This window comes from Parasphingorhabdus sp. (assembly GCF_039977335.1).
Taxonomy (GTDB): domain Bacteria; phylum Pseudomonadota; class Alphaproteobacteria; order Sphingomonadales; family Sphingomonadaceae; genus Parasphingorhabdus.
The window spans coordinates 1,122,803-1,146,786 of sequence record NZ_JBDWDI010000004.1; the positions used below are offsets into that span (position 1 = coordinate 1,122,803).

Sequence of the window (23,984 nt, forward strand, 5' to 3'; positions counted from 1 at the left end):
ACGGGTAGCAACCAGCAAGATAGAGATCTGCATATGACCAGAAAAGCAAACCAGAGCGATGTGATCATTTTGGGCGCTGGGCTGATTGGCCTTACTCAAGCGCTAACGCTGGAAGCACATGGACTAAAAGTTACCGTGATTGATCGCGCCGACCCAGCCGATTTGCTAGATCCGAAAAATGATGGACGCGTTTCGTCTATTAACAGTGCCAGCTGGAACATGCTGTCAGCTATTGGCCTGACCGAGAAGCTGGAACCCCATGGCTGCAACATTGATAAAATCCTTATCAATGATGGCCTGAAACCCGGCAAGTTAGACTTCGCGCCCGATGAAAATGACGGCCCATTGGGCATGATGATTGAAAATGGTGTGTTGCAGCAGACGCTGTTTGAAGCGGCGCAGGCGCATGGCAAGATCGAATTGCTCCTGCCGAAACAGGTCCAACATATTGATCGCGGCGATCATCATGTCTCCATATCTCTGGATAGTGGAGAGCAATTGTTCGCCCCGTTGCTGATCGCTGCGGATGGCCGCGGTAGTGCGGTACGGGACGAGGCTGGCATCGTCATGGCAAAATGGCAATATGACCATAGCGCGATTATCTGCACGGTGACCCATGAGCAACCGCATGGGAATACCGCCTATGAGATTTTCTATCCCTCCGGGCCTTTTGCGATTTTGCCGATGCGTAAAGATGATCAAGGCCGCCATCGCTCCGCTATCGTGTGGACGGTGCCACGCGAGGATGGGCCGGCTTTAGCCAAAATCAATACGCGTGCGTTTCAAGCGGAATTGATGAAAAAAACCGGCGGATTTTTGGGGCAGATGGAGCTGCAGTCTGATCGCGCGACCTATCCGCTTGGCTTTCATCACAGCACCAGCCTAACAGCGGAGCGGCTCGCTTTGGTCGGTGACGCGGGCCATGGCATCCACCCGATTGCTGGCCAAGGGCTTAACCTTGGTATGCGCGATGTCGCAGCGTTGACCGAGTGCATTGTGGACGGGGCTCGCACTGGCCTTGATTTGGGTGATGCGCAAATATTGGCGCGCTATGATCGCTGGCGCTCGCTTGATAATCTGATGATGTCCGCTGCTACTGATATATTGACACGGCTTTTTGGATTGCCCGGCGATACATCCTCAGCCATCCGGCGATTTGGCATTGGCATGGTCCAGCGCATTCCACCGCTCAAAGATCAGTTTATGGCCGAAGCACGAGGCGAAAGTGGTGATTTGCCGCAATTGCTAATGGGTGATCTAGTTTAGGCGATCTATCGTGGTCCCTGACCGTCATCTACCTTGATGATGGTGCCGGTCACACATTCCGATGCTGGCGATAGCAGATAAAGCAACGTACTATCCATCTGATCCGGCTGGCAAATGCGCTTGCGAGGGAAGTTTTCGTAAAAATTACCCATTCGGCTCGTCATCCCGTCGGACATATCAGTTGCAAAAAGCCCGGGTGCAATTGCGTTGACGTTGATGAAGAATCTAGACCATTCAACGGCCAATGCTTCTGTTATTCTCGATATTCCAGCCTTAGTGGTCGAATAGAGCGCTGCACCGCCGCCGTCATAGTGAGTGCCCGCTATCGAAGATATATTGACGATCCGACCCGGTGTTTTTTGTTCGATGAGTGGGCGCGCAAACTCACAGGACAAAATATACGCAGCGCGCATGTTGGTATCGAGCACATCATCAATCAAGTCCGTGGACATCTTAACCGCGCGAGCGGCATCGACAATTCCGGCATTGTTGATCAAAATATCAGGCTGTCCGAGTGATTCAGATACGGCTGGGATGATTGCTTTCAATTGTTCGGCATCGCGAACATCCAGATCAAAGGCCTGAGCGGTGCCCCCATCGGCCGTGATTTCGTCAACCAGTTCATCCAATTTTTCCCGCCGCCGCGCCGTGCAGGCAACTTTGGCTCCACAAGCTGCCAAAACGCTGGCAAAGCGGCGTCCCAAGCCAGCCGACGCCCCTGTAACAATAGCAGTGCGGCCGGTCAGATCGATGGAAAAGTTTGGCGTCGTCATATGCGGGCATCCCTATTCTGTTCTCAGGAAAAGGATGCCCGAATGATCATCATTTTGGCAAGCAGAAGTTTGCCCGCTTAAAGGTCCTGCTCACGGATCGGTACGATCTTTAGCTCAACCCGGCGATTTGCAGACCGACCCTCTTCGGTGCTGTTACTCGCAATCGGCTGACTCTCGCCATAGCCGCGAGTTTCGAGACGTGCACGCTGGACACCGCTGTTGCTCAGATAATTAGCTACCGAGGAAGCACGGCGTTCGGATAGTGACTGATTATAGCCGTCTGACCCAGTGCTATCGGTATGGCCATAAATGTCGATATAGCTCTTTTCATATTGCGACAGGGTATTGGCAACACTACCCAAAGTTTCCTGAAATTGCGGCTGGATAGCGGCGCTGTTCACAGGAAAGGTTACGTTGGACGGCATGTTGAGAATAAGGTTGTCGCCGTCGCGGGTTACATCAATACCGGTACCCGCCGTCTGTTCACGCAGCTTCTTTTCTTGCTCATCCATATAGTAACCGACGCCCGCGCCAGCGAGACCGCCAAGCCCAGCACCGACGATTTTCGCGGTCCGGTCATTCCGACCGCCGATGATATCACCGAGCAGATAGCCACCCAATGCACCGCCAATGCCGCCAATCGCAGCCTTCGAAATTACCCGATTTCCGGTTTCTGGATTGGTGGTGCAGCCGCTGGACAGTGCCATTGCACTTACCGAAAGCGCCGCAATCAATATCTTTTTCGTCTGCATATTCTAATCCCTCATATTGAAGCTGCTATAATAAGCTTACTGTTTTCTGATGTGATGCCAGTAATTAACCATAGGCAAGATGAACCCAAAATTATGAACCGCCACTGACAGCAAATTTGATATTTTGTAAAACATGTGGCTATAGAGATTTTTTCGGGCTTATTCCCTATCTATTGGACAATATGACAGCTTTTCCTTGGTTTGATGTCGCAATCATCGTTATTCTGGTCCTGATCAATGGCGTTTTCGCTATGTCGGAACTGGCAATTGTTTCTGCGCGCAAAGCCTCTCTTCACGCATCCGCCGACAAAGGCAGCCGCGGCGCAAAGGTTGCGTTGCGTCTGGCTAGCGATCCCGGCAAGTTTTTATCTACGGTACAAATCGGCATCACGCTGATTGGCATTGTCGCTGGCGCCTTTTCGGGAGCGAGCCTCGGCGGCCCAGTGGCAGAACGACTTGCAGCAATAGGAGTACCGTCGGATTTGTCGGTTAGTCTGGGTTTTGCGCTGGTCATTGGCCTGACAACTTTTGCGTCTCTGGTCATTGGTGAATTGGTACCCAAACAGTTTGCGCTGCGCTCGGCTGAAAAAATTGCCGTTATCATGGCGCCGCCCATGGATTTACTCGCCAAAGTGGCGGCCCCGTTGGTGTGGTTGCTCGATGGCACCAGTGCCTTGATCTTCCGGATGCTTGGACTGAAACGTGATCAAGCCAATCACGTGACCGCCGACGAACTGCAAATGGTTTTTGCCGAGGCTACCCGTTCCGGTGTGATCGAGGAGCATGAGCGGGCCGTAATCGCTGGTGTCGTCCGCATGGCTGATCGTCCGATCCGCGAAGTGATGACGCCGCGCACCGAGGTTGACTGGCTCGACATCAGCGCCACCACAGAAGAAATTCATGCAATGCTGATTGAATCGCCACATAGCCGCTTGCCAGTGGCAGAAGATTCGGTGGATGAGATTAAAGGCGTTGTTGTAGCGCGCGATATTGTTGCTGCGCAATTTAGTGGACAGAAACTCGATCTGCGTAAATTGATGCGCCCGCTCGAGAAAGTGCCGGATCAGTTAGATGCGTTGGACGCACTGGATATTCTGCGCGAGGCGGATGTCCCGATGATATTGGTTCATGACGAATATGGTCATTTCGAGGGCATTGTAACGCCCAATGACCTGCTCCGTTCGATTGCCGGTGAATTTGTTTCTGACCAGGACGAGAAAACGCAACGCAGCCTTATCGAGCGCGCCGATGGCAGTTTTTTGGTGTCCGGCGCGATGTCTATGGATGCGCTGGCCGACCGACTGGGCATCAAGCTACCAGATGATCGGGACTATGCTACTGTTGCAGGACATGCATTGGGTCAGCTGCGTCACCTGCCCGAAGAGGGCGAGAGTTTTGAAGACCAGGGCTGGTTGTTCGAAATTATCGACATGGATGGCCGCAAAATTGACAAGTTGATCGTGCGCGCCTCCCATCCCGATGCGGATTAGGTCAGCCAGATTCCTTTGAAGCACTGAATACCCTATCCTGAAATAGCCTGTCGCTTCTCAACCCTCTGCGTCATCTCCATCATCAGAAAATTGCTTGCGTGAACAAAAGCCATGACAGGCTTTGACGCAATCATCGCGCTCTTCCTGCTCGGGATCAACTGGCACAGATACGGTGCGTGTCACACCATCGGCACCGCATACTGACAATGTCATCCTGCCGCTAGCAGGCGCAAGCGGTGTAATGACCAACATGAAGACCGCCAGAGCAGATAACTGGATCGGAAGTTTATGCTTCTGCATTGTTTGCCTTTCCTCTGACGTCTTCATCATCAGACGGTGTCCGGTCAGCAGGTGCTTCCTCGTCAATCAAGACGCGCTGGGCAGCGCCGTCCAGATCCTCAAATTGACCATTGCGCATGGCCCAGAAGAAAAATGCCAGGCCAGCCAGCCCCATCAGCAGGGCGACCGGGATAAGGATCGCTAGGCCGCTCATTTTTCTGACCCGTTCATTTTGCTGCTCCATTGAGGCGCAACGCATTGCCGACCACGATTAACGACGAGAGCGACATGGCAATGGCAGCGATTAGAGGCGTAACCATCCCGGTCAGCGCCAGCGGAACCGCCAATATGTTATAACCAATGGCCAAAGCGAAATTTTGCCGAACAATCTGCATTGTGCGTTGCGCGGTCTGAACCGCAAGTGCGACTGGCAGGAAGGAATCGCTCGTAAACACGGCATCCGCCGCCTGCTGGCCGACATCGCTGGCCGAACCGGGAGCAATAGACACATGCGCAGCGGCCAGCGCAGGTCCGTCGTTCAGTCCGTCCCCGACCATCAGCACCTTCGAACCGCTGGCGCCAAGCCGGGCGATGGCTTGCAATTTATCCTGCGGGCTAGCACCGGCTTGTGATGTGAGGCCTGTTGCTCTGGCAATTTTTGCAACCGAAACAGCATTGTCACCCGATATGATTGTGGCGGGCAAACCAAGGGCCATTAACCGTTTAATAGCCTCGACAGCGTCGGGACGAATTTCGTCCTGCAATTGAATATCAACCTGCTCATCGCCGATTCTCAGCTGACAGGAGAGATGATCGTCCGATTTAATCGGCTTACCTAGCGTAACGATGACACCGTCCCAGCGGCCAGACATACCTTCACCAGCCACTTCGTCCAGAGCATCAATCTGTACCGGTGCAATATCCTGTTCCAACAAGGCTGTGCGTATCCCCCTGCTCACCGGATGATTGCTGGCCTGCGCGAGCGCCAGTGCCACCTGTTTTTGCGGAAGCGACAAATGGTTCAAATCTACCGGGACCGGACGACCGAGAGTTAATGTTCCCGTCTTGTCAAACAGCGCGCGATCGGCTTCGGCGAGCCGCTCCAGCGCGCTGCCATCCTTAATCATCACGCCTTTGCGGAGCAGCGCACCAGAGGCCACGACCTGGGCCGCCGGAACCGCTAGTCCCAATGCGCAGGGGCACGTGATGATCAGCACCGCAACTGCAATCAACAGCGATTGATGCCAGCCCACGCCAGCAAACATCCAGAAGATAAAAGCCAGCAAGGCCAGACTATGCACGGCGGGTGCATAATAGCGTGCCGCCTTGTCTGCGATCCGGACATAAAAGGACCGTTGTTGCCCCGCCTCGTCCATCAGGCGCGCAATGTCGGATAAGCTGGTATCCTCACCTGCTGCAGTAATCCGCACGGTGACGGGGGCAGTTAGATTGAGCGTTCCAGCAAGCACCAGATCACCTGATGCCTTGGGCTGAGGTTCGCTCTCCCCGGTCATCAAAGCAAAATCAAAATTGCTACTGCCCTGTTCGATCACACCGTCGGCGGCAAGATTATCCCCTGCTGCCACAACCATGCGCATGTCAGGGCGCAGCTCTTTGACCGTTACCCATCGAGTGCTGCCATCATCATTCAATACCATCGCGCCCGGTGCGGTTTGCTTGAGCAACGCCGATATGCCATTTCGCGCCCGGTCACGCATCATGCCGTCCAGGACGCGACCCGCAAGCAGGAAGAAGATCAGCATGACCACACTTTCAAAATAAGCATGCGCGCCGCTGGTCATGGTTTCAAACAGGCTGAGACCAGTGGCAAGGATGATACCAATGGCTATGGGGACATCCATATTGGTGCGACCATAGCGCAGCGCCATGAACGCTGAGCTGAAAAAAGGCCGTCCAGAATAGAGAATGACCGGCATGGCGATCAAAGCTGATATCCAGTGGAACAGATCGCGGGTCGGGCCAACTGCGCCGGACCAAACACTGACCGACAACAACATGATATTCATCATGCCAAAACCGGCCACGGCGAGCGCGCGGATCAACTTGTCCGTGCCGCCTTTTTCTTCCGCCAACGGATTGTCGGCCAATATTTGGACGTCAAAGCCCAATTGCTCAATATTCGCTTTGATTTGATCTTCGCGTAGCCCCGGCAGATGTGAGACTGCGACCTGCTTGGTTGAGAAGTTGACGCGTGCAGAAATGATATCCTGCTCCTTGAGCAACCCATTCTCGATCTTCGATATGCATCCGGCGCACCGGATAGCGGGCACCGCGAAACGGGAGACCATGCTGTCCGCGCTATCCGCCGTAGCGGTGTCAAGATGGACGGCTACATTCAAAGAACTTCCTGTGCCAGTGCCATTTTATTGCCGCCATGGCTTATCGCGATCCGCAATTTCCAACGGCCTTCGGGCAGCGCGTTCCGGCTGACATAAGTTCCCGCATCATTCTCAACAAAGCTCAATATAATCGGGTCCGATCGGCCAACAGGGTGTTCAGCCACCGCAGTAATCTCTGCATTTTTCAGCGCACTTTCATCGGCTTGACGCACCATCACTGCAACTCTGTCTTGCACACGGATAATCTGTGAGGCGGTCCAGCCATGGGCTTGCTGTTTGCGGGCCTCCGCCAGCCACTTGTTATATTTCTGGCTGGCAACATAGCTGTTATCGACAACGGTACCGCCAAAGGTCGAGACGGCGAAACGCGCCATCACCATATTGACCGAAACGACGACTGCAAAAAAAGCAACAATCATGGCTGTGGCATGGTAGCCTGTAAATTTCTTGGGCTTTATAATTTCCATTTTCATTCGGCTATCTCCGGGCGTTCAAAGAAGACGTCATCGGTATCCTGTGCTGTCCGATCATCTTCGGCCCGAACAGTAAGCGTGAACTCTTCCCTTGCTGGCCCGTCACCCGAGGCAGCAACGAATAGTCGCACCCGGCCGACACTGTCAGCCGGTACCTTCACTATGACGTTCTGGCCGGCCGTTTCCCGTAATCCATCGCTCGACCATAACACAGCACTGTGAAGGCCTGACATGGAGATTTCCATGTCTCGCGGCCGGTTCTCCATATTGCGCAGGTTCACTGTATAGGCATTGCGCACATCGCCATCGGCAAGCTGCACATAGAGCGGATTGCGGTCATGATTGGCGCTGATATCAATGCGGGTACGGTTACCGACAGCAAACAGCATCGCCAGACCAATGGCACCCCATGCAGAAAAATAGAGTATCGTGCGCGGCCGGAACAACGTTTTCAGAACCGGGACATGAGGCTGGCCAGCCTTTTCAAGCGCGGTATCTTCTTCCGTGACATAATCAATCAATCCGCGTGGACGACCGACCTGATCCATCACCGTGTCACAAGCATCAATGCATAGCGCGCAAGTGATGCAGCCGATTTGCGGTCCTTCGCGAATGTCGATGCCGGTCGGGCATACCGCAACGCATTGATTGCAGTCTATACAATCGCCGAAGCTGCCGGGTTGTGCTTCCGCCTTTTTCACGCTGCCGCGCGGCTCCCCGCGCCAATCCTTATAGGTCACGGTGAGCGACTTTTCGTCCATCATCGCCGCCTGTATGCGCGGCCATGGACACATATAAATGCACACTTGTTCACGCATGAAGCCACCAAAGATGAACGTTGTCGCGGTCAGAACACCGACCGTGGCATAAGCGACAAAGGCGGCTTCACCAGTGAAAAAATCCTGCGCCAGAGTAGGAGCATCAGCAAAATAGAATATCCATGCGCCGCCTGTGGCCATCGCCACCAAAAGCCAAATCGACCATTTGCTGAGCCGCTTGACGATTTTCTTTGGCCCCCACGGTGCATCCTGTAATCGGAACTGGGCGTTGCGGTCACCGTCGATCGCACGCTCGATATGTTGGAACAGGTCTGTCCATACTGTTTGCGGGCAGGAATAGCCGCACCAGGCGCGACCAACAGCAGAGGTCACCAGAAACAGACCAATTCCGGCCATGACCAGCATTCCAGCGACATAGTAAAATTCATGGGGCCAAATTTCGATGCCGAACATGAAAAACCGCCGATTAGCCAGATCGACCAGCACAGCCTGATCCGGAGCATATGGCCCGCGATCCCAGCGGATCCATGGCGTGATATAATAGATACCCAGTGTCACCGCCATGATGAGCCATTTCAACCGCCGGAACGCACCATCTACTGCCTTAGGATAGACGCCTTTTCGCTTTTCATAAAGCTGTAGCTGGGGATCAAGAATTTCTTCAGGATTGCTCATCTGCCGGAGTCTCCGTTGCTGCCTGCTCTGTTGCAGCGTCCTCTGGTACTGGCGCGGCTTCACCGCCACCCAGTGAATGTACGTAGGCTGTCAGCATCCTGATCGTCGCCTCATCAAGCCGGTGCCCCCAGCGCGGCATTACACCATAGCGGCTGTTGGCAATCGTGTCGGTCAAAGAAGCACGGTCCAGCCCATAGAGGTTGATCGCATCCGTCAGATTGGGCGCACCTTGCGTCCGATCACCCTTGGCATCGCTACCATGGCAAACCGCACAATTGACCTCAAACAACTCTGCTCCGCGGTCTGACGAAGCGCTTTGCTCCTCGCGACTGCTCAGCACCCGGACATAAGAAACCAGGTCTTGAATTTCGTTCGGCTGCAATATGCCGTCGCGGCCAAAGGCTGGCATCTGCGAAAAACGTGTTTCCGCATGATCCGGGTTTCGAATGCCGTGGATCAGCGTATATTCAATCGCTTCCATATCGCCGCCCCATAACCATTCATCATCATTCAGATTGGGATAGCCCTTGGAGCCCGCAGCACCGGCACCATGACATTGCACACAATGCACTTTGAAAGCCGAGCGCCCGCCCTGAATCGCTTCATTGAGCAGCTCAGGATTATTAGGCAGATCATGGATGTCCGTGTTTACCAATGCAACGCGGATCGGTTCCAGTTCAGCTTCGCGTGCAGCGACAGCCTTTTGATAATCACCGCGACTCGACCAGCCCAATACGCCTTCAGTAGCGCTGTTGACCATTGGCCATGCCGGATAAAGCACAACATAGACCAGCGCCCAGACGATAGTCGCATATAGGGTCCACAGCCACCAACGCGGCATCGGGGTATCCAGTTCCTCGATCCCGTCCCATTCATGGCCCACCGTTTTGGTGCCCGTTGCTTCGTCAATTCTCTGTTTATCAACCATCGTCGTGATCCTCTTCAAAGATCATATGGGCCGCTTTTTCATTTTTCTGGCTTGATCCGGGCCGGAACACCCAGCCGATCAAAGTCAGAAAAACCATGCCTAGAAACACAAGGCCCCAGCTATCCGCAAAATGCCGTAAGTCTTCATAGTTCATCGCGGCTCCTCCAGAGCTTCGACCGCCTCAAAGTCAACCAACGTTCCAATCATCTGAAGATAGGCGACCAACGCATCCATTTCCGTCAGTCGGTCTGGATCACCATCAAAGTCGCGCGCCTGCGCCTTAGGATAGCGTTTGATGAGATCCGTCGTCACTGCTTCGGGATCGGCCTGCGCCATCAGGTCTTCATTGGCAGCGGCAATCGCTTCCTCGGTATAGGGCACACCCACACGCCGCTGTGCTGTTAGATGTTTGACCATATCGCCAGCTTTCAGGTCTTTCTCAGCCAGAAACGCATAAGGCGGCATGATCGATTCCGGCACCACCGAACGGGGATCGATCAGATGCTGGACATGCCATTCATCCGAATAGCGCCCACCAACCCGCGCCAGATCAGGGCCAGTTCTTTTCGAGCCCCATTGGAACGGATGGTCATACATGCTCTCCGCCGCTAGGCTGTAATGGCCATAGCGTTCCACTTCATCACGGAACGGCCGCACCATCTGGCTATGGCAGCTATAGCAACCTTCGCGAATATAGATGTTACGCCCGGCGAGTTCGAGCGGTGTATAAGGTCGCACGCCTTCGACTTTCTCAATCGTATTATCGATCCAGAATAGCGGAGCAATCTCAACAATACCTCCGATCGCCACAGTGACAAAGGCAGCCGCGCCAAGCAGGGTAACATTGCGTTCAAGCTTCTTATGTTTTTCAGCAAAGCCGGACATTTTCTCGTCTCCCTTATTCTGCTGGCGCAATTGCAGGTTTGCCCACAATCGGCTTGTCCAGGTCCTCGTTATGAGGCGTTTCGGTCATCGGTTTTTCGTCGCGCTGTTTGCCCGCGATCGTCATCCAGACATTGTAGACCAGCACAATGGCACCAGCGAGATAGAGCAAACCGCCCGCTGCTCGGATGAGATACATAGGCAGCATGGCAGACACGACTTCGGAGAAGGCATAAACCAGATAGCCATCTTCACCATATTCGCGCCACATCAGACCCTGCATAATGCCAGCGACCCACATAGACGCGGCGTATAGAACGATACCGAGCGTCGCGAGCCAGAAGTGCCAGTTCACCATGCGCAGCGAATAAAGCCGCTCTTTGCCCCACAGACGCGGGACCAGATAGTAAAGACAGGCAAAGGTAATCATACCGTTCCAGCCCAATGCGCCGCTATGTACATGGCCGATGGTCCAGTCGGTATAATGCGACAGGCTGTTCACGGCCTTGATTGACATCATCGGCCCTTCAAAGGTGCTCATTCCGTAGAAGGCCAGCGCGAGGACCATCATCCGGATGATCGGATCGGTACGAATTTTGTCCCATGCACCGTTCAGCGTCATCAGACCGTTGATCATACCGCCCCAACTTGGCATCCACAGCACAACCGAAAAGACCATGCCGAGCGTCTGCGCCCAGTCGGGCAGCGCCGTATAGTGCAGATGGTGCGGACCCGCCCAGATATAGAGGAAGATCAGGGACCAGAAGTGAATGATGGACAGGCGATAGCTGTAAACCGGCCGCTCTGCCTGTTTCGGTACGAAATAATACATCATCGCAAGGAAACCAGCTGTCAGGAAAAATCCAACCGCATTATGGCCATACCACCACTGCGTCAGCGCATCCTGCACCCCAGCAAAAGCGGCATAGCTTTTCGAACCAAGCAGGCTCACCGGCATGGACAGTCCATTGACTACATGCAGCATCGCGATGGTCAGAATGAAGGAGAGATAGAACCAGTTGGCAACATAAATATGCGGCTCTGACCGGCGTACAACCGTACCGATGAAAACAGCGGCATAGCAAAGCCAGACGATGGTCAGCCACAGATCGACATACCATTCGGGTTCGGCATATTCCTTAGACTGGGTGACACCCATAAGATAACCGGTGGCAGCCAGCACGATGAACAGCTGGTAGCCCCAGAAAACGAAACGGGCGAGGCCGGGGAAGGCCAACCTCGCCCTGCAGGTGCGCTGCACGACATAATAGCTCGTCGCGATCAGTGCATTGCCTCCGAAAGCAAAAATAACGGCAGAGGTATGGAGCGGCCGCAAACGACCGAATGTTGTAAATTCATTGTTGAGATTGAGTACCGGAAACGCCAGTTGCAGGGCAATGATCAGCCCAACAGCCATTCCGGCAATGCCCCAGAAAATCGTCGCAATCACGCCCCAGCGGATCGGATCGTCATCATAGATACCCGGATCGGCAGGCGCCTTCAAAATTCCGCGGCCGATCGCCGCATAGTCGGCCTTGTTGATGGTCACCCATAGGGTGATCCCCGCAGCCAAAGCGATAATCGCCATATGCACGGCAAAGCCAGCATCTGCTGCCAAGACCATTGCGATAAATGCAAGAAATACGATAGCCAGCCAGCCGCCAGCCTTCAATAAGAGCGTATCCATAATGTCCTTCCCAGTGTCGACAGTTCAAAACCGTCTTCAACAGAGAGGGGCATGGCAGGCCGCTGATCGATCCTCATTGATCTAGATCAACGAACGCTCCATCTCGGAAAATCAAACAAAATCTATCGCTAACCGGTGGTCTATTCAATGAGCAGTGATAGCACCCGCATCTGCAATATCCTGCAATCGGCTAGGATCGAGAATTTGAACATTGCGGTGATCCGGCAGTGCGATCACGTCATTTTTCTTTAACTGAGTGAGCTGGCGGCTGACCGTTTCGATGGTCAGACCCAATATATCCGCCACCTGCTGACGCCCGAACGGCAAAGCAAATAGCTGAAGATTGCCACCCACCACGCTACAGCTTGAATCCGCCAATCTCTCCGACATTTCAAGTAGGAAAGAGGCGACCCGTTCCGCTGCAGTTTTCCGGCCCAGCAACAGCATTGACCGACGAACGCGGTCGAGCTCCGTTAACGTACGCTGCAATAGCTTATGTTCAAGATCAGGATGTTCGCGGACAAATTCGTCAAAATCGGAGCGTGAGAATACACAGACTTTGGAGTCCGCCAGAGCCGTGACCGAATATTCATTCTTGTCGCCAAATGGCCGGCCAACAAAATCTGACGGGTATAGCAAGCCGATAATCTGTTCCCGGCCATCTTCCAAAGAAGAAGTAAGCTTGAAGGCACCTTCGACAACGTTGGCGACGATCAGACTATCGTCTCCTTCCCAAATCAGCGCTTGTCCGGCCTTGATCGCAACCTTGCGGGTGAGACGGTTAATCGCAATTAATTCATCTGGGTCGAGAGCAGAACAGATAGACTTGTTCCGTACAACACATTGTTCGCAATTGCTCAGCATGAATCATACACCTCGTCGAATTTTATGGGCACCTGCCCTTAACTATTCCCCGGTTGCTTTGACCGCCAAATTTCTTGACCAATAATATCCTGTCTTTGCGCCGCTCCCTCCTACAGAAACGCCGTCTAGACTCTACTAGAACGGAACGTCGTCGTCCAGATCGCTGTCAAATGCGCCGCCGCCCTGACCGCCTGATGATCCGCCGCCTGATGATCCGCCACCGGTACTGCCCCAACCGTCATTGGAACCACCGCTGGAGCCGCCACCAGAACCGCCGCCACTCCAGCCATCATTGCCGCCACCTTGGCCGCCCATGCCGCCGCCCTGACGGGAATCGAGCATTTCTAGTTTGCCGTCAAAGCCCTGCAAAACAATCTCGGTTGAATAGCGATCATTGCCGGATTGATCCTGCCATTTGCGGGTCTGCAGCTTGCCTTCAATGTAGACCTTGCTACCCTTGCGCAGATATTTTTCAGCTACTCCCGCCAGCCCTTCAGAAAAGATTGCGACACTGTGCCACTCGGTCTTTTCCTTGCGCTCTCCGGTATTGCGGTCTTTCCAGCTTTCGGATGTTGCGATGCGCAGATTACAGACTTTGCCACCATTGTTAAACGTACGCACTTCGGGGTCGGCACCCAGATTTCCTACGATAATTACTTTGTTGATGCCGCCAGCCATTTGCATTTCCCCTTGGATTATCTTTGATGTTTTTCGAGTCTCTGGAGGCTCTTTACAAGCCGAGTGCAACCGCCGTCCAGTAGGTAATCCCGGCAGCCAAATATGCGAGCCCGAAAAGATAGCCGAGCATGAACATAGGCCATTTCCAGCCGTTGGTTTCACGGCGCGTCACGGCAATGGTCGAAATACATTGCGGCGCAAAGACAAACCAGGCGAGAAACGCCAGCGCGGTTGGCAGTGACCAACGGCTCTGCAGGCGTTCAGTCAAGGATTTGGCTTCGGTTTCTTCATCCGGTGCATCGATCGCATATGTTGTAGCAAGCGCTGCCACTGCCACTTCGCGTGCGGCCATGGCCGGGATCAGGGCCAGAGCGATATCACGGTTGAAACCAATTGGTGCAACCACCGGTTCAATGACATTGGCAATCCGGCCCGCAGCGGAATAGTCCACCTGACTCACCGGACTATCGATCGGTACTTTGGGATAGGTGAGCATCAGCCACAACACTACAGTTGCTGCAAAAATAATCGTACCCGCACGGCGCAGGAATATCCACGCCCGCTGCCATAGACCCAGCAAGATATCCCGGATCCGCGGCATCTGATATTTTGGCATTTCCATCAGGAAGCCGCTATTCGGCCCCTTGGCCACGGTGCTGCGCAACACGAGCGCAACGATCATCGCACCGGCGATACCGAATATGTAGAGACCGAACAGCACCAAACCCTGAAGACCAACACCGCCGCCAACATCACGCGCGGGAATGAAGGCGCCAATTATAATTGCGTAAACCGGCAGGCGCGCAGCACAAGTCATCAGCGGAGCAACCAATATGGTGGTCAACCGATCCTTCGGGTCAGCAATGCTCCGTGTTGCCATGATACCGGGAATAGCGCAGGCGAAAGATGACAGCAGCGGAATGAAACTGCGCCCCGACAGACCAACACTGGCCATCAGCCGATCCATGATAAAGGCCGCGCGGGTCATGTAGCCGCTGGCCTCCAGAAGCAGAATGAACAGGAAAAGGATTAAAATCTGCGGTAGGAACACGACTACCGAACCGACACCACCAATGGCGCCTTCAATGATGAAATCGCGGAAAAAGCCTTCACCGAGATTAGCCTCCACGCCAGCGGCCGCCCATTCGGTTGCGCCCTCAATCCAGCCGATGGGAGCTTCTGACCAAGCAAAGACTGCCTGAAACATGACAAACATAATCGCCAACAGGATGATCGGGCCAGCAATCGGATGCAAAAACATCGCATCAGCCCGCTCCGACCAACGGCGCCCGGCGGTTTCCGAAACCACCGCCAGATTGGCAATTTTCTTCGCCTGTTTGCGCAGCCCTTGATCGCGTTCTTTGGAAACCACGACATCTTGCTGGTCGGTTTTCTGACCCAGCCGTTTTTCTATCGCCGCAGATAAATCTTCAAGTCCGCGGCGGCGTACGGCCACGGTCGGTACAACCGGCACACCCAACTCTGCTTCAAGCTTGGCAGGGTCCAGTGTCAAACCATCCCGCTCAGCCAAATCCATCATGTTCAGGGCAATCACCACCGGAAGGCCCAGCGCGATGACTTCCAGCGCAAAACGCAAATGATTGTCGAGGTTCGCAGCGTCCAGCACGATGATGATAGCATCGGGTTTGCGCTCGCCTTCCTGCAAACCCATGATCACACTGCGCGTTACCGCTTCGTCAGGGCTTGTGGGATCAAGACTGTAGCTGCCCGGCAAATCGACCAATTCCGCAGGACGCCCATCGGGAATCTGGAAATGACCGGATTTACGCTCCACAGTTACGCCGGGATAATTTGCAATTTTCTGACGTGCACCGGTAAGCGCATTGAACAAGGCGCTTTTGCCAGCATTGGGGTTGCCCGCGAGGACAATCAGGGGCGCTAGTTCACTCATGGATTATGCCGGAATAACTACCGATATCGCCGAGGCGTGAGATTTGCGAACCGCAATCATCATCCGGCCTACTTTTAGCGCGATGGGATCATTGAAACCGAACATGCCTTTGTGAAGTTTCTCTACCGAAACCCCTTCATCTATACCCAAAGCGCGGAGCCGAGCGCCTTCATTTTCTGACATAGCTTGCCAGTCAATGGCAGAGATTTCAGCGCGCTGGCGCATAGAAAGGCGATCCAGCGTAACCGCTAGTGTAACCGGTGCGTTCATAGATAAACTCAATAGATCTCAGTTGCGACTGATTATCAATATAGATTGCTTCTGGCGAGTCTTTTGTTTGTCCGTCTCATATATTCTATTGATAAGTCAGGCAGAAATCTATGGTCAGGCTCCGCGATAGCGCAGTCGCCCGATAAAACGCGCCATGCTGAAACGGTCGCCACTGGGCCGGGTGATCTTGGCTTTGACCTTTTCAAACTGCATGACATTCTCAATCCGGCGATCGAGAAACGCCTTGGTGTCAGCATGTTCTTCGCTTTCATCATCCAGAAAAACACTGATCGTGCTGCCATAGACAGCGGATAGCAAAGTACGCTTCGTATAATGATTATAGTCGGTTGCGGTATCACCCGCGAGCCGCCACATTTTGTCCGCCGCGCGCCAACCGAGCTTGGCGGCCGTTCTGAGGTTGGGCGGTGCTGCGAGTATCGCCAAGGCCCGGCGCAACCCTTCCCGGTCAGCCTCCAGTGCCTCCAGCCGCGCAATCACTAGCGCCGTAATCCGTTCTCGGATTTTCATCGCGCTCAGTATTTCTTCGGAAAATTTGGCGGCCATTGCTTCGTCGACCGACTGAAACCAGGCATCAATCATATCAACCGGACCGTCGTTAAACGCCAGTCGCGCCATATCTGTATCAACGCCGGTTTGCTGTGCCGCCGCTGCAACGGCTTCTTCATTCCAGCCATCAAAAGCGGCCTGCGATGCCAAAAGCGGTGCAAGATAGGAACGAACTTCGTCCAGCGTAGGATCGTCTCTCAGCGGCTCCAGAGTTTTAGCATACATATCCTGATGTTCCTCGATGGTTCGGCGGCCAATAAACAAGAGGGCCAACAAATCCGATATAGGCTGAAAGAAAAGATTTTCAAACCATTGCATTGCAAAGCACCACTGGTCTGACTAGCTATTCATCAAGCAGTTAAAAATAGCGAAAGAGCAGATATATGAGCACATTATTTGATCCCATTACTCTTGGCGCCATCGAAGCTCCCAACCGGATGCTAATGGCGCCCCTCACCCGGTGCCGTTCCACGATGGAGCATGTGCCAACACCGATCATGGGCGAATATTATTCCCAGCGCGCCGGCGCTGGTCTGATCATTTCGGAAGCCACCGGTATCAGTCAGCAAGGTCTCGGTACGCCCTTCGCGCCGGGCATCTGGAATGATGAACAAACCGAAGCATGGAAGCCAATTATTGAACAAGTTCATGCAGCTGGTGGCAGGATCATCTGCCAGCTTTGGCATATGGGCCGGATTGTGCACCCTGATTTCCTCGGCGGCGAAAAACCCGTTTCATCTTCTGCGACAACCGCGCCGGGCAGCGTGCGTACCTATCAGGGCAAGCGCGACTATGCCGAAGCCCGTCCGCTGGAATTGAGCGAAATTCCCGGCTTGCTCGACGATTACACCAATGCCGCAGAGAACGCCAAAAAGGCAGGCTTTGATGGCGTGCAACTGCACAGCGCCAATGGCTATCTGATCGACCAGTTCATCCGCTCCGGTACCAATTTCCGAACCGATGAATATGGCGGCTCGATCGAGAACCGAATCCGCCTGCTAGGTGAAGTCACGCAGCGGTTGGTCGATGTCTGGGGCAGCGACCGCGTGTCCGTGCGGCTTTCCCCCAATGGCGATTCACAGGGCGCGGATGACGCAACCCCGGTAGAAACATTTACCGCCGCAGCCAAATTGCTCGATGGCATCGGCATCGCGTTTCTCGAACTGCGCGAACCGCCGGCGCACGGCACCTATGGCAATACTGATATTCCAGCTGTCAGCCCCGATATTCGTCCTGTTTTCAGCAAACCTTTGGTGCTGAATAGTGATTATTTCTATGATAATGCCACGGAGGCTCTAGCCAACGACAACGCCGATGCGATCAGCTTTGGTCGGACATTCATGACCAATCCCGACCTGCCAGAGCGATTCCGCGCAGGCGCAGAGTTGAACCCGATCGACTTCACGCCATCATGGTATAGTCAGGGCGCAGAAGGTTATGTGGATTATCCTACGATGGAACAGGCCAAAGCTACGGCCTAAGGCAAACGCCTTTTAACCTTAGAATGAACTTTCGAGCCGTCGGAACATATCATGGACCGGCGGCTCTATCATTTCTTCATATTCCATCCGCGCCGAAAGGCGTTGCAGGCGCTGGAACAGCTCTTCGCTGTCATCGATAATTTGCCGCGCTTCCGCTGGGAATAGTTCAACCACCGGACCGTCACTGGCGGCAGCATAGCCCAATTCGCGATTATGGTTCCATGCCTCACCCTCGGTAAGATCTTCACCGTGAAGCGCCCGCTGGTTGAGCAACCACGCAATGCAATGCATCAGCCGGGTAGTGACTTTCAGGGACTCACATGAAAAGGCTACCGACAGCGCCGCTTCATCCTGGCATTCGTCATTGAAGCGGCCGGATTCAAAATAAGAGCGTGCCTCATCCGCAAGCACCATTGCCTGCGTATAAAGCGCATCCAATAATTTGGGCGTAATCAATGCTTCGCTGTCAGCCATTTGGAACTCGTAGCAAATTTTATATGAGCAAGGACAGTTAAAATTCGAGGGTCACAGAGTTAATTTGCAAGATGTTTCAATGTGACACGCCGCACGCCAAGGGGTTAATTGATGCACAAAAGCAGTTAATAGGGCCGGACCGTCGCAAATACGCGATCCCTAGGCTATAATATCCGGTATCAGCTGGTTTTCGATTTGTATGATGCGGTCCCGCAGGTGCAATTTACGCTTCTTTAAACGCGCCGCACGCAGCTGATCATGGCTTCCCGCTTCCATCAGGGCCGCGATAGCATCATCAAGATCACGATGCTCAACCTTCAGCAGTTCGAGCCGCTGTCGCAACTCTTGATCGCTTATCGCCATAATGGATCCATTCGCCCCTTGCATCGCTGCAACATTTTTGTCATCTTCACCCTATTCATGGTTCATGTCTAAACCAAGACAATAATATCATGAAGATCGTCGGCGACTTAATCACAAGCGCGACAGAAAGAAAGGGACACCCGCAACCACTTTCAATCAGCAACCATATAATAATCAGGAGAATATTATGGATCAGAATCATGTGTCAGCCCTGCGCGGAAAACACGAAGCCCTCGACCGCAAGATTAGCGACGAAGAGGCCCGCCCGGTTCCAGATACGATTCGAATCCATGACCTGAAAAAGCAAAAACTGCGATTGAAAGACGAATTGCTGGCCGACGCCTAATCTTTTAATGATCTAGCTTCATAAATTGAACCCGGTGTTTTGGATCGGGTTTATGGCACCCGCAAACTAAGCTAAATCATTCGCGTCATTGACTTACTCTCTGGTTTCCCCAAGGATTTGGGAATTAGATGTTAAGAGGACTGATCCGATGACCACAAACCAGATTTGGTATTTGCGCAAACGCCCTGTCGGCAAGATAGCTGAAGGTGATCTTGAGCTTGTGACCGAAGAAATGGCTCCGCTAGGCCCCGATATGTTACGCGTGCGGACGATCTACCTGTCGCTCGACCCTACTAACCGGATCTGGATGAGCGATATGGACGGCTATTTGCCGCCGGTTCCGATCGATGACCCAATGCGTGGAGGCGGCATCGGTATCGTTGAGGAAAGCAATTTTGATGACGTGCCGGTCGGCACCCTGATCAATACCGGCCTCTCCACCTGGTCCATGTATAACGACATTCCAGGCGGCATGGCGAGTGTATTGCCATCCATTCCGGGCGTTCCGTTGACGGCCTATATGGGGCCCTTGGGCGCGACCGGCATGACTGCTTATTTTGGTTTGATGGATATCGGCAAACCAAAAGAAGGCGACACATTGGTTGTTTCGGCGGCGGCAGGAGCTGTCGGATCCATGGTCGGGCAAATTGGCAAGATCCACGGATGCCATGTTGTTGGTATCGCCGGATCAGATGACAAGTGCAACTGGCTTACCGAAGAAGCAGGCTTTGATGCCGCCATCAACTATAAGACCGAGGATGTCGGCGCCGCGCTGGACAAGCATTGTCCGAACGGGATTGATATCAACTTTGAAAATGTCGGCGGAGACATCATGGATACCGTGATCGCACGACTGAACGACTTTTCACGCATGCCGTTATGCGGATTGATATCTACTTACAACGACACGGACGGGTCGCCCGGTCCTTCCAATTTCGCAAACCTGCTGATGCGGCGGACTAATTTACGCGGGTTTATCGTTCTGGACTATTTTGATCGCTTCCCTGAAGGCGCACAAGCCATGGCAGGATGGTTGATGGAAGGCCGCATCAAATTCGAAACGGATGTTGTTCAGGGGATAGAAAATGCCCCTGCATCGCTGGACCGACTGTTCACCGGTGCCAATTTGGGCAAACTCGCCGTGCAATTTGGCCCGGAACCGGACTAAAACACTTTAATCATCTAGCACAAGTCGCAGGGCGATATGTATTTTCTGGCTTTGGGCCTGTTTTGCATATCGCGCCTGCGAACCGTTTCTGCTAGATCATCGTCATGGCCACCAAACATACGTCTAGTCCTGTAACAGCTCGTAACATATTGACCGGACTCCGGTCGATTATGGCCTCGCCCGGCAATGCCCAATCCAAACTCAACCATGTCGTGGAAACTATTGCCGAAGCGGTGAGCAGCGAGGTTTGCTCGATATATTTACGCCGCGAGGGCGTGCTGGAATTATATGCCACACGCGGCCTTAATCAAGAAGCGGTGCATGTTACCAAATTGGCTTTTGGCGAGGGATTGACTGGCTATATCGCTAAGAATGTCGAAACGTTGAACCTTGACGAAGCGGCAAGCCACCCTGATTTCCAATATCGCCCGGAAACCGGGGAAGAGAAATTTCATAGTTTTGCTGGCGTACCGATCATCCGCAATCAGCAAGCCGTCGGGGTATTATGCGCGCAACATATGGAGCCGCGCAAATATTCCGAGGAAGAGATTGAATCCTTCCAGACAGCGGCGATGGTGCTTTCCGAACTAATTTCCAACGCAGAATTGATCGATGAAGAGTCTGGTGATGCTTCAGAAATCCGAAATGACGGGGCTGACCGGCTTAGCGGGCTGCAACTGGTCAAAGGCAAAGCCAGCGGCTTTGCGGTCTTCCATCAGCCGCGGGTAAAAATCGAACATACCGTTGCAGAGGATACCGAGGCAGAACGCCACCGAGTCTATTCAGCCTTTGACAAGATGCGCAACCAGATTGACCATATGACCAACCAGGCCGAATTTGGTGTCGGCGGTGAGCATGAGGAGGTGCTGCAAACCTATAAGATGTTCGCCTATGACGAGGGTTGGAGCCGCCGGATCAACGAAGCGATCGACAGCGGCCTGACCGCCGAAGCGGCGATTGAACGTGTACAGCAGCATACCCGCATGCGGATGCGTCAGATTGATGATCCCTTGCTTGCCGAGCGCATGCATGATCTGGAAGATCTCGCCAACAGGCTCTTGCGCATTGTCTCCGGCCAAATGGGTACGGCGGCAACCATGGGTCTGCGGCAGGATACGATTTTGGTCGCCCGCAATCTTGGACCGGCCGAATTGCTCGAATATGATCGGCGCCGCCTGAAAGGCGTGGTGCTGGAAGAAGGGTCGCTGACTGCGCATGTCACGATAATCGCCCGCGCCATGGATATTCCAATATTGGGTCAGGTCAAAAATGTCCGTCAGATTGTCCGGGAAAATGACCACCTGCTGCTCAATGTTGACGATAATGCGCTGTTCGTGCGCCCCAGCCCGTCAATGGAAGATGCATTTGAAACGCAGATTGAGCTGACCCAGAAAAAACGAGCAGCCTATACAGAGTTGAAAGACAAAGAGCCGGTTACCAAAGACGGCACGCGTATCACCCTCAATATCAATGCAGGCTTGCGTGACGATATGGGCATGCTGAATCTAACCGGTGCTGATGGCATCGGATTGTTCCGTACGGAATTCCAGTTTCTCGTCGCCGCCAATATGCCCGGGCGTTCGGGACAGCTGCGTTTTTATCGTGATGTGCTAGATGCCGCTGGCGACAAACCGGTTGTTTTCCGCACTGTCGATATTGGCGGAGACAAACCCCTGCCCTATTTTCAGGCCAGCGAGGTCAAAGAAGAAAATCCCGCCATGGGCTGGCGCGCACTGCGCATCGGCCTGGAACGCGATGCTCTGATGAAGGTGCAGGCCCGCTCGCTCATCGAAGCCGCAGCCGGACGAAAATTGAACGTCATGTTCCCGATGATTGCCGAGCCATGGGAGTTTGATGAAGCCAAGGCCGTATTCCAAAAACAGCTCGAATTTTTGAGGAGCCGTAAGAAGCAGGTTCCGCTTTCGATCCGCTATGGCGCGATGCTGGAGGTACCGGCACTGGCCGAATGCTTGGACCTGATGGCGCCACGTCTTGATTTTCTCTCGATCGGAACCAACGATCTCACACAATTTTTATTTGCTGCCGATCGCAGTAATCCCAAACTTGCCGAGCGGTTCGATTGGCTCAGTCCTGCAATATTGCGCTTCATTGGCCGGGTTTCACGCCAAGCCGATGATTTGGACATAGAGCTGAGCGTATGCGGTGAAATGGGCGGACGGCCTTTGGAAGCGCTGGCGTTATTGGGCCTTGGAATCAAACGTCTTTCCATCACACCGGCATCAGTGGGTCCAATAAAAGCCATGGTCCGTTCATTGGATTTAGCCGCCGCGAAAAAACAGCTACAAGCGACTTTGTCGGAGCCTTCGAGCGATCCGAGAGCGGCCTTATATCAATGGGCGCAGCAACAGGATATCGATCTCGATTGATCTGGAAGAGGTAACAAATTGTATCACGCTTTCGGAGGTGTTCGATTATCTCCGATCCATAGCGAATTCACGGTCGCTATGATTGTGATAATCATTGACTTTTCATTACTCTAGTGGCTTCTTCGGATTCATAGTATAAACGGGGTCGCACCGCGGACCGGCCGAAGGAGAGTATGATGGCCGAAGAGACTGACGCAGAAGAAACAGTGAATGAAAATGCTGAGTTGAACCTGCATAGCGTGGGCGACATGCTACGTCATGCGCGCGAGCAGAAAAATCTCAACATTGAAGATATCGCCAAAACAACGCGTATTCCCCAGCGCCATCTGGAGTCGATTGAATCCGGTGACTTTGCCGCATTGCCAGGCCGTACCTATGCCATCGGCTTTGCAAAATCCTATGCGCGCGCTGTGGGTTTGAGCGAAGTGACCATTGGCAGCCAGTTGCGCGAGGAAATGGATGACCAGGGGCATAGCGCCTATGAACCAGAAACCAGCGGCTATTCCCCAGCCAATCCGGGCAATATTCCGCCCAGATATCTCGCATGGACAACCGCAGGTATAGCAATAGCCCTAATCATCGGTTTTGCAGTTTGGCGAACTGTGTTCTTTGAAACCGATAGTTATCTGGAAGATGGTTCAGACACAGAATTTGTTGACGGCAGCGGCGAAGCCGATGGCACTCTGGACACCACGATTGAACCAGTTGGTCCAGCGCCCTCCCTTACAGGCACGGTGACGCTGACCGCAACCGAAACGGTTTGGTTGAAAATATATGATGAAGATGGCGAGCGTTTGTTTGAAAAGGAAATGGCGGCAGGAGAACAATATGCAGTCCCTGCCGATGCCAATGGCCCGCAAATCCTGACCGGTCGCCCCGATGCCCTGACGGTTACGATAGACGGCAAAGTCGTGCCACCACTGGGCACGGCCGATCGCACGATCAAGGATGTGGGGATTAGCGCTGCTGCATTATTGGCGCGCGCCGATCCGGGCGGATTGACCTCTGACGCCAGCGGTCAATCCACTACCAACCAAAATATAACCCAGTAAAACGGATCACCCACAACCCCATAGCTTTGTGGCCCGACGTAAATCTGTTTACTTTGCCCCGCAATTTATGGTTAACAC

At 53.5% G+C, this 23,984-nt stretch carries 25 protein-coding genes; 7 read left to right on the forward strand and 18 right to left on the reverse strand.

Annotated features, from left to right (window positions below; genetic code table 11):
* Positions 1 to 33: 33 nt before the first annotated feature.
* Positions 34 to 1,266 carry a UbiH/UbiF/VisC/COQ6 family ubiquinone biosynthesis hydroxylase gene (locus ABJM21_RS12675; RefSeq protein WP_348302608.1) on the forward strand — a complete coding sequence of 411 codons (1,233 nt, stop codon included), beginning with the start codon at positions 34 to 36 and terminating at the stop codon, positions 1,264 to 1,266.
* A 5-nt stretch (positions 1,267 to 1,271) separates the two neighbouring features.
* Here the strand turns inward: ABJM21_RS12675 and ABJM21_RS12680 are convergent, their stop codons facing one another.
* Positions 1,272 to 2,039, reverse strand: a complete 768-nt coding sequence (locus tag ABJM21_RS12680; protein ID WP_348302609.1) for an SDR family NAD(P)-dependent oxidoreductase — start codon at positions 2,037 to 2,039, stop codon at positions 1,272 to 1,274.
* Between the two features lie 77 nt (positions 2,040 to 2,116).
* The gene (locus ABJM21_RS12685) at positions 2,117 to 2,791 is read right to left on the reverse strand and encodes an OmpA family protein (protein ID WP_348302610.1); all 675 of its coding nucleotides are present in this window, start codon (positions 2,789 to 2,791) and stop codon (positions 2,117 to 2,119) included.
* A 182-nt stretch (positions 2,792 to 2,973) separates the two neighbouring features.
* Here ABJM21_RS12685 and ABJM21_RS12690 point away from each other — a divergent pair, with 182 nt between their 5' ends.
* Positions 2,974 to 4,281, forward strand: coding sequence for a hemolysin family protein (locus ABJM21_RS12690; RefSeq protein WP_348302611.1), 1,308 nt, complete (start codon positions 2,974 to 2,976; stop codon positions 4,279 to 4,281).
* Between the two features lie 57 nt (positions 4,282 to 4,338).
* On the opposite strand, the gene ABJM21_RS12695 is transcribed toward ABJM21_RS12690, so the two are convergent.
* The 14 genes from ABJM21_RS12695 to ABJM21_RS12760 form a co-directional block, all read right to left on the reverse strand.
* The gene (locus ABJM21_RS12695; protein WP_348302612.1) at positions 4,339 to 4,581 is read right to left on the reverse strand and encodes a hypothetical protein; all 243 of its coding nucleotides are present in this window, start codon (positions 4,579 to 4,581) and stop codon (positions 4,339 to 4,341) included.
* Complete coding sequence (ccoS, locus tag ABJM21_RS12700) at positions 4,568 to 4,774, reverse strand: cbb3-type cytochrome oxidase assembly protein CcoS (protein WP_348302613.1); 207 nt, start codon at positions 4,772 to 4,774, stop codon at positions 4,568 to 4,570. The genes ABJM21_RS12695 and ccoS overlap by 14 nt, the downstream gene beginning before the upstream one ends.
* 13 nt (positions 4,775 to 4,787) lie before the next feature.
* On the reverse strand, positions 4,788 to 6,869 hold the full coding sequence (locus tag ABJM21_RS12705; protein ID WP_348302631.1) for a heavy metal translocating P-type ATPase: 2,082 nt from the start codon (positions 6,867 to 6,869) through the stop codon (positions 4,788 to 4,790).
* 47 nt (positions 6,870 to 6,916) lie between these two features.
* Positions 6,917 to 7,393 carry a FixH family protein gene (locus ABJM21_RS12710; RefSeq protein WP_348302614.1) on the reverse strand — a complete coding sequence of 159 codons (477 nt, stop codon included), beginning with the start codon at positions 7,391 to 7,393 and terminating at the stop codon, positions 6,917 to 6,919.
* Positions 7,390 to 8,847, reverse strand: a complete 1,458-nt coding sequence (gene ccoG / locus ABJM21_RS12715; protein WP_348302615.1) for a cytochrome c oxidase accessory protein CcoG — start codon at positions 8,845 to 8,847, stop codon at positions 7,390 to 7,392. The genes ABJM21_RS12710 and ccoG overlap by 4 nt, the downstream gene beginning before the upstream one ends.
* The gene (gene ccoP, locus ABJM21_RS12720; protein ID WP_348302616.1) at positions 8,834 to 9,775 is read right to left on the reverse strand and encodes a cytochrome-c oxidase, cbb3-type subunit III; all 942 of its coding nucleotides are present in this window, start codon (positions 9,773 to 9,775) and stop codon (positions 8,834 to 8,836) included. The genes ccoG and ccoP overlap by 14 nt, the downstream gene beginning before the upstream one ends.
* Positions 9,768 to 9,929 carry a cbb3-type cytochrome c oxidase subunit 3 gene (locus ABJM21_RS12725; protein WP_348302617.1) on the reverse strand — a complete coding sequence of 54 codons (162 nt, stop codon included), beginning with the start codon at positions 9,927 to 9,929 and terminating at the stop codon, positions 9,768 to 9,770. Before ABJM21_RS12725 ends, ccoP begins: the two co-directional genes overlap by 8 nt.
* Positions 9,926 to 10,660: a cytochrome-c oxidase, cbb3-type subunit II gene (gene ccoO / locus ABJM21_RS12730; protein ID WP_348302618.1), complete on the reverse strand. Its 735-nt coding sequence runs from the start codon at positions 10,658 to 10,660 to the stop codon at positions 9,926 to 9,928. The genes ABJM21_RS12725 and ccoO overlap by 4 nt, the downstream gene beginning before the upstream one ends.
* Before the next feature lie 13 nt (positions 10,661 to 10,673).
* Positions 10,674 to 12,344: a cytochrome-c oxidase, cbb3-type subunit I gene (gene ccoN / locus ABJM21_RS12735; RefSeq protein WP_348302619.1), complete on the reverse strand. Its 1,671-nt coding sequence runs from the start codon at positions 12,342 to 12,344 to the stop codon at positions 10,674 to 10,676.
* A 144-nt stretch (positions 12,345 to 12,488) separates the two neighbouring features.
* Positions 12,489 to 13,208, reverse strand: a complete 720-nt coding sequence (locus ABJM21_RS12740; protein WP_348302620.1) for a helix-turn-helix domain-containing protein — start codon at positions 13,206 to 13,208, stop codon at positions 12,489 to 12,491.
* Between the two features lie 135 nt (positions 13,209 to 13,343).
* Positions 13,344 to 13,886: a single-stranded DNA-binding protein gene (ssb, locus tag ABJM21_RS12745; protein WP_348302621.1), complete on the reverse strand. Its 543-nt coding sequence runs from the start codon at positions 13,884 to 13,886 to the stop codon at positions 13,344 to 13,346.
* Positions 13,887 to 13,938: 52 nt separating this feature from the next.
* The gene (locus ABJM21_RS12750) at positions 13,939 to 15,798 is read right to left on the reverse strand and encodes a ferrous iron transporter B (RefSeq protein ID WP_348302622.1); all 1,860 of its coding nucleotides are present in this window, start codon (positions 15,796 to 15,798) and stop codon (positions 13,939 to 13,941) included.
* A gap of 3 nt (positions 15,799 to 15,801) precedes the next feature.
* Entirely contained in the window at positions 15,802 to 16,068 is a 267-nt protein-coding gene (locus tag ABJM21_RS12755; protein ID WP_348302623.1) for a FeoA family protein, read from the reverse strand.
* Between the two features lie 114 nt (positions 16,069 to 16,182).
* The gene (locus ABJM21_RS12760; RefSeq protein WP_348302624.1) at positions 16,183 to 16,860 is read right to left on the reverse strand and encodes a COQ9 family protein; all 678 of its coding nucleotides are present in this window, start codon (positions 16,858 to 16,860) and stop codon (positions 16,183 to 16,185) included.
* 158 nt (positions 16,861 to 17,018) lie between these two features.
* Between ABJM21_RS12760 and ABJM21_RS12765 the strand changes: the two genes are divergently transcribed.
* Positions 17,019 to 18,116, forward strand: coding sequence for an alkene reductase (locus tag ABJM21_RS12765; RefSeq protein WP_348302625.1), 1,098 nt, complete (start codon positions 17,019 to 17,021; stop codon positions 18,114 to 18,116).
* A gap of 18 nt (positions 18,117 to 18,134) precedes the next feature.
* Here ABJM21_RS12765 and ABJM21_RS12770 read toward each other — a convergent pair whose 3' ends face one another.
* The gene (locus ABJM21_RS12770) at positions 18,135 to 18,590 is read right to left on the reverse strand and encodes a DUF1465 family protein (RefSeq protein WP_348302626.1); all 456 of its coding nucleotides are present in this window, start codon (positions 18,588 to 18,590) and stop codon (positions 18,135 to 18,137) included.
* Positions 18,591 to 18,749: 159 nt separating this feature from the next.
* Positions 18,750 to 18,947, reverse strand: a complete 198-nt coding sequence (locus ABJM21_RS12775; protein WP_348302632.1) for a DUF465 domain-containing protein — start codon at positions 18,945 to 18,947, stop codon at positions 18,750 to 18,752.
* 193 nt (positions 18,948 to 19,140) lie between these two features.
* Here ABJM21_RS12775 and ABJM21_RS12780 point away from each other — a divergent pair, with 193 nt between their 5' ends.
* The 4 genes from ABJM21_RS12780 (at position 19,141) to ABJM21_RS12795 (ending at position 23,906) form a co-directional block, all read left to right on the forward strand.
* Entirely contained in the window at positions 19,141 to 19,299 is a 159-nt protein-coding gene (locus tag ABJM21_RS12780; RefSeq protein WP_348302627.1) for a YdcH family protein, read from the forward strand.
* 148 nt (positions 19,300 to 19,447) lie between these two features.
* Positions 19,448 to 20,467, forward strand: a complete 1,020-nt coding sequence (locus tag ABJM21_RS12785) for an NADP-dependent oxidoreductase (RefSeq protein WP_348372436.1) — start codon at positions 19,448 to 19,450, stop codon at positions 20,465 to 20,467.
* 104 nt (positions 20,468 to 20,571) lie between these two features.
* A complete protein-coding gene (ptsP, locus tag ABJM21_RS12790; protein WP_348300371.1) occupies positions 20,572 to 22,854 on the forward strand; it encodes a phosphoenolpyruvate--protein phosphotransferase in 2,283 nt (760 codons plus the stop codon).
* Between the two features lie 176 nt (positions 22,855 to 23,030).
* Positions 23,031 to 23,906, forward strand: a complete 876-nt coding sequence (locus tag ABJM21_RS12795; protein ID WP_348300372.1) for a RodZ domain-containing protein — start codon at positions 23,031 to 23,033, stop codon at positions 23,904 to 23,906.
* Positions 23,907 to 23,984 lie beyond the last annotated feature (78 nt).

What these genes read in the sequence shown, in the direction of transcription:
- ABJM21_RS12740 (WP_348302620.1), bottom strand. Translation starts at nt 13,208, where the DNA reads ATGCTGAGCAATTGCGAACAATGTGTTGTACGGAACAAGTCTATCTGT.
- ABJM21_RS12685 (WP_348302610.1), bottom strand. Translation starts at nt 2,791, where the DNA reads ATGCAGACGAAAAAGATATTGATTGCGGCGCTTTCGGTAAGTGCAATG.
- ABJM21_RS12750 (WP_348302622.1), bottom strand. Translation starts at nt 15,798, where the DNA reads ATGAGTGAACTAGCGCCCCTGATTGTCCTCGCGGGCAACCCCAATGCT.
- ABJM21_RS12710 (WP_348302614.1), bottom strand. Translation starts at nt 7,393, where the DNA reads ATGAAAATGGAAATTATAAAGCCCAAGAAATTTACAGGCTACCATGCC.
- ABJM21_RS12690 (WP_348302611.1), top strand. Translation starts at nt 2,974, where the DNA reads ATGACAGCTTTTCCTTGGTTTGATGTCGCAATCATCGTTATTCTGGTC.
- ABJM21_RS12725 (WP_348302617.1), bottom strand. Translation starts at nt 9,929, where the DNA reads ATGAACTATGAAGACTTACGGCATTTTGCGGATAGCTGGGGCCTTGTG.
- ABJM21_RS12705 (WP_348302631.1), bottom strand. Translation starts at nt 6,869, where the DNA reads ATGGTCTCCCGTTTCGCGGTGCCCGCTATCCGGTGCGCCGGATGCATA.
- ccoO (WP_348302618.1), bottom strand. Translation starts at nt 10,660, where the DNA reads ATGTCCGGCTTTGCTGAAAAACATAAGAAGCTTGAACGCAATGTTACC.
- ABJM21_RS12780 (WP_348302627.1), top strand. Translation starts at nt 19,141, where the DNA reads ATGGATCAGAATCATGTGTCAGCCCTGCGCGGAAAACACGAAGCCCTC.
- ABJM21_RS12795 (WP_348300372.1), top strand. Translation starts at nt 23,031, where the DNA reads ATGGCCGAAGAGACTGACGCAGAAGAAACAGTGAATGAAAATGCTGAG.
- ABJM21_RS12675 (WP_348302608.1), top strand. Translation starts at nt 34, where the DNA reads ATGACCAGAAAAGCAAACCAGAGCGATGTGATCATTTTGGGCGCTGGG.
- ptsP (WP_348300371.1), top strand. Translation starts at nt 20,572, where the DNA reads ATGGCCACCAAACATACGTCTAGTCCTGTAACAGCTCGTAACATATTG.
- ssb (WP_348302621.1), bottom strand. Translation starts at nt 13,886, where the DNA reads ATGGCTGGCGGCATCAACAAAGTAATTATCGTAGGAAATCTGGGTGCC.
- ccoP (WP_348302616.1), bottom strand. Translation starts at nt 9,775, where the DNA reads ATGGTTGATAAACAGAGAATTGACGAAGCAACGGGCACCAAAACGGTG.
- ABJM21_RS12785 (WP_348372436.1), top strand. Translation starts at nt 19,448, where the DNA reads ATGACCACAAACCAGATTTGGTATTTGCGCAAACGCCCTGTCGGCAAG.
- ABJM21_RS12680 (WP_348302609.1), bottom strand. Translation starts at nt 2,039, where the DNA reads ATGACGACGCCAAACTTTTCCATCGATCTGACCGGCCGCACTGCTATT.
- ABJM21_RS12755 (WP_348302623.1), bottom strand. Translation starts at nt 16,068, where the DNA reads ATGAACGCACCGGTTACACTAGCGGTTACGCTGGATCGCCTTTCTATG.
- ccoG (WP_348302615.1), bottom strand. Translation starts at nt 8,847, where the DNA reads ATGAGCAATCCTGAAGAAATTCTTGATCCCCAGCTACAGCTTTATGAA.
- ccoN (WP_348302619.1), bottom strand. Translation starts at nt 12,344, where the DNA reads ATGGATACGCTCTTATTGAAGGCTGGCGGCTGGCTGGCTATCGTATTT.
- ABJM21_RS12695 (WP_348302612.1), bottom strand. Translation starts at nt 4,581, where the DNA reads ATGCAGAAGCATAAACTTCCGATCCAGTTATCTGCTCTGGCGGTCTTC.
- ccoS (WP_348302613.1), bottom strand. Translation starts at nt 4,774, where the DNA reads ATGAGCGGCCTAGCGATCCTTATCCCGGTCGCCCTGCTGATGGGGCTG.
- ABJM21_RS12760 (WP_348302624.1), bottom strand. Translation starts at nt 16,860, where the DNA reads ATGTATGCTAAAACTCTGGAGCCGCTGAGAGACGATCCTACGCTGGAC.
- ABJM21_RS12765 (WP_348302625.1), top strand. Translation starts at nt 17,019, where the DNA reads ATGAGCACATTATTTGATCCCATTACTCTTGGCGCCATCGAAGCTCCC.
- ABJM21_RS12770 (WP_348302626.1), bottom strand. Translation starts at nt 18,590, where the DNA reads ATGGCTGACAGCGAAGCATTGATTACGCCCAAATTATTGGATGCGCTT.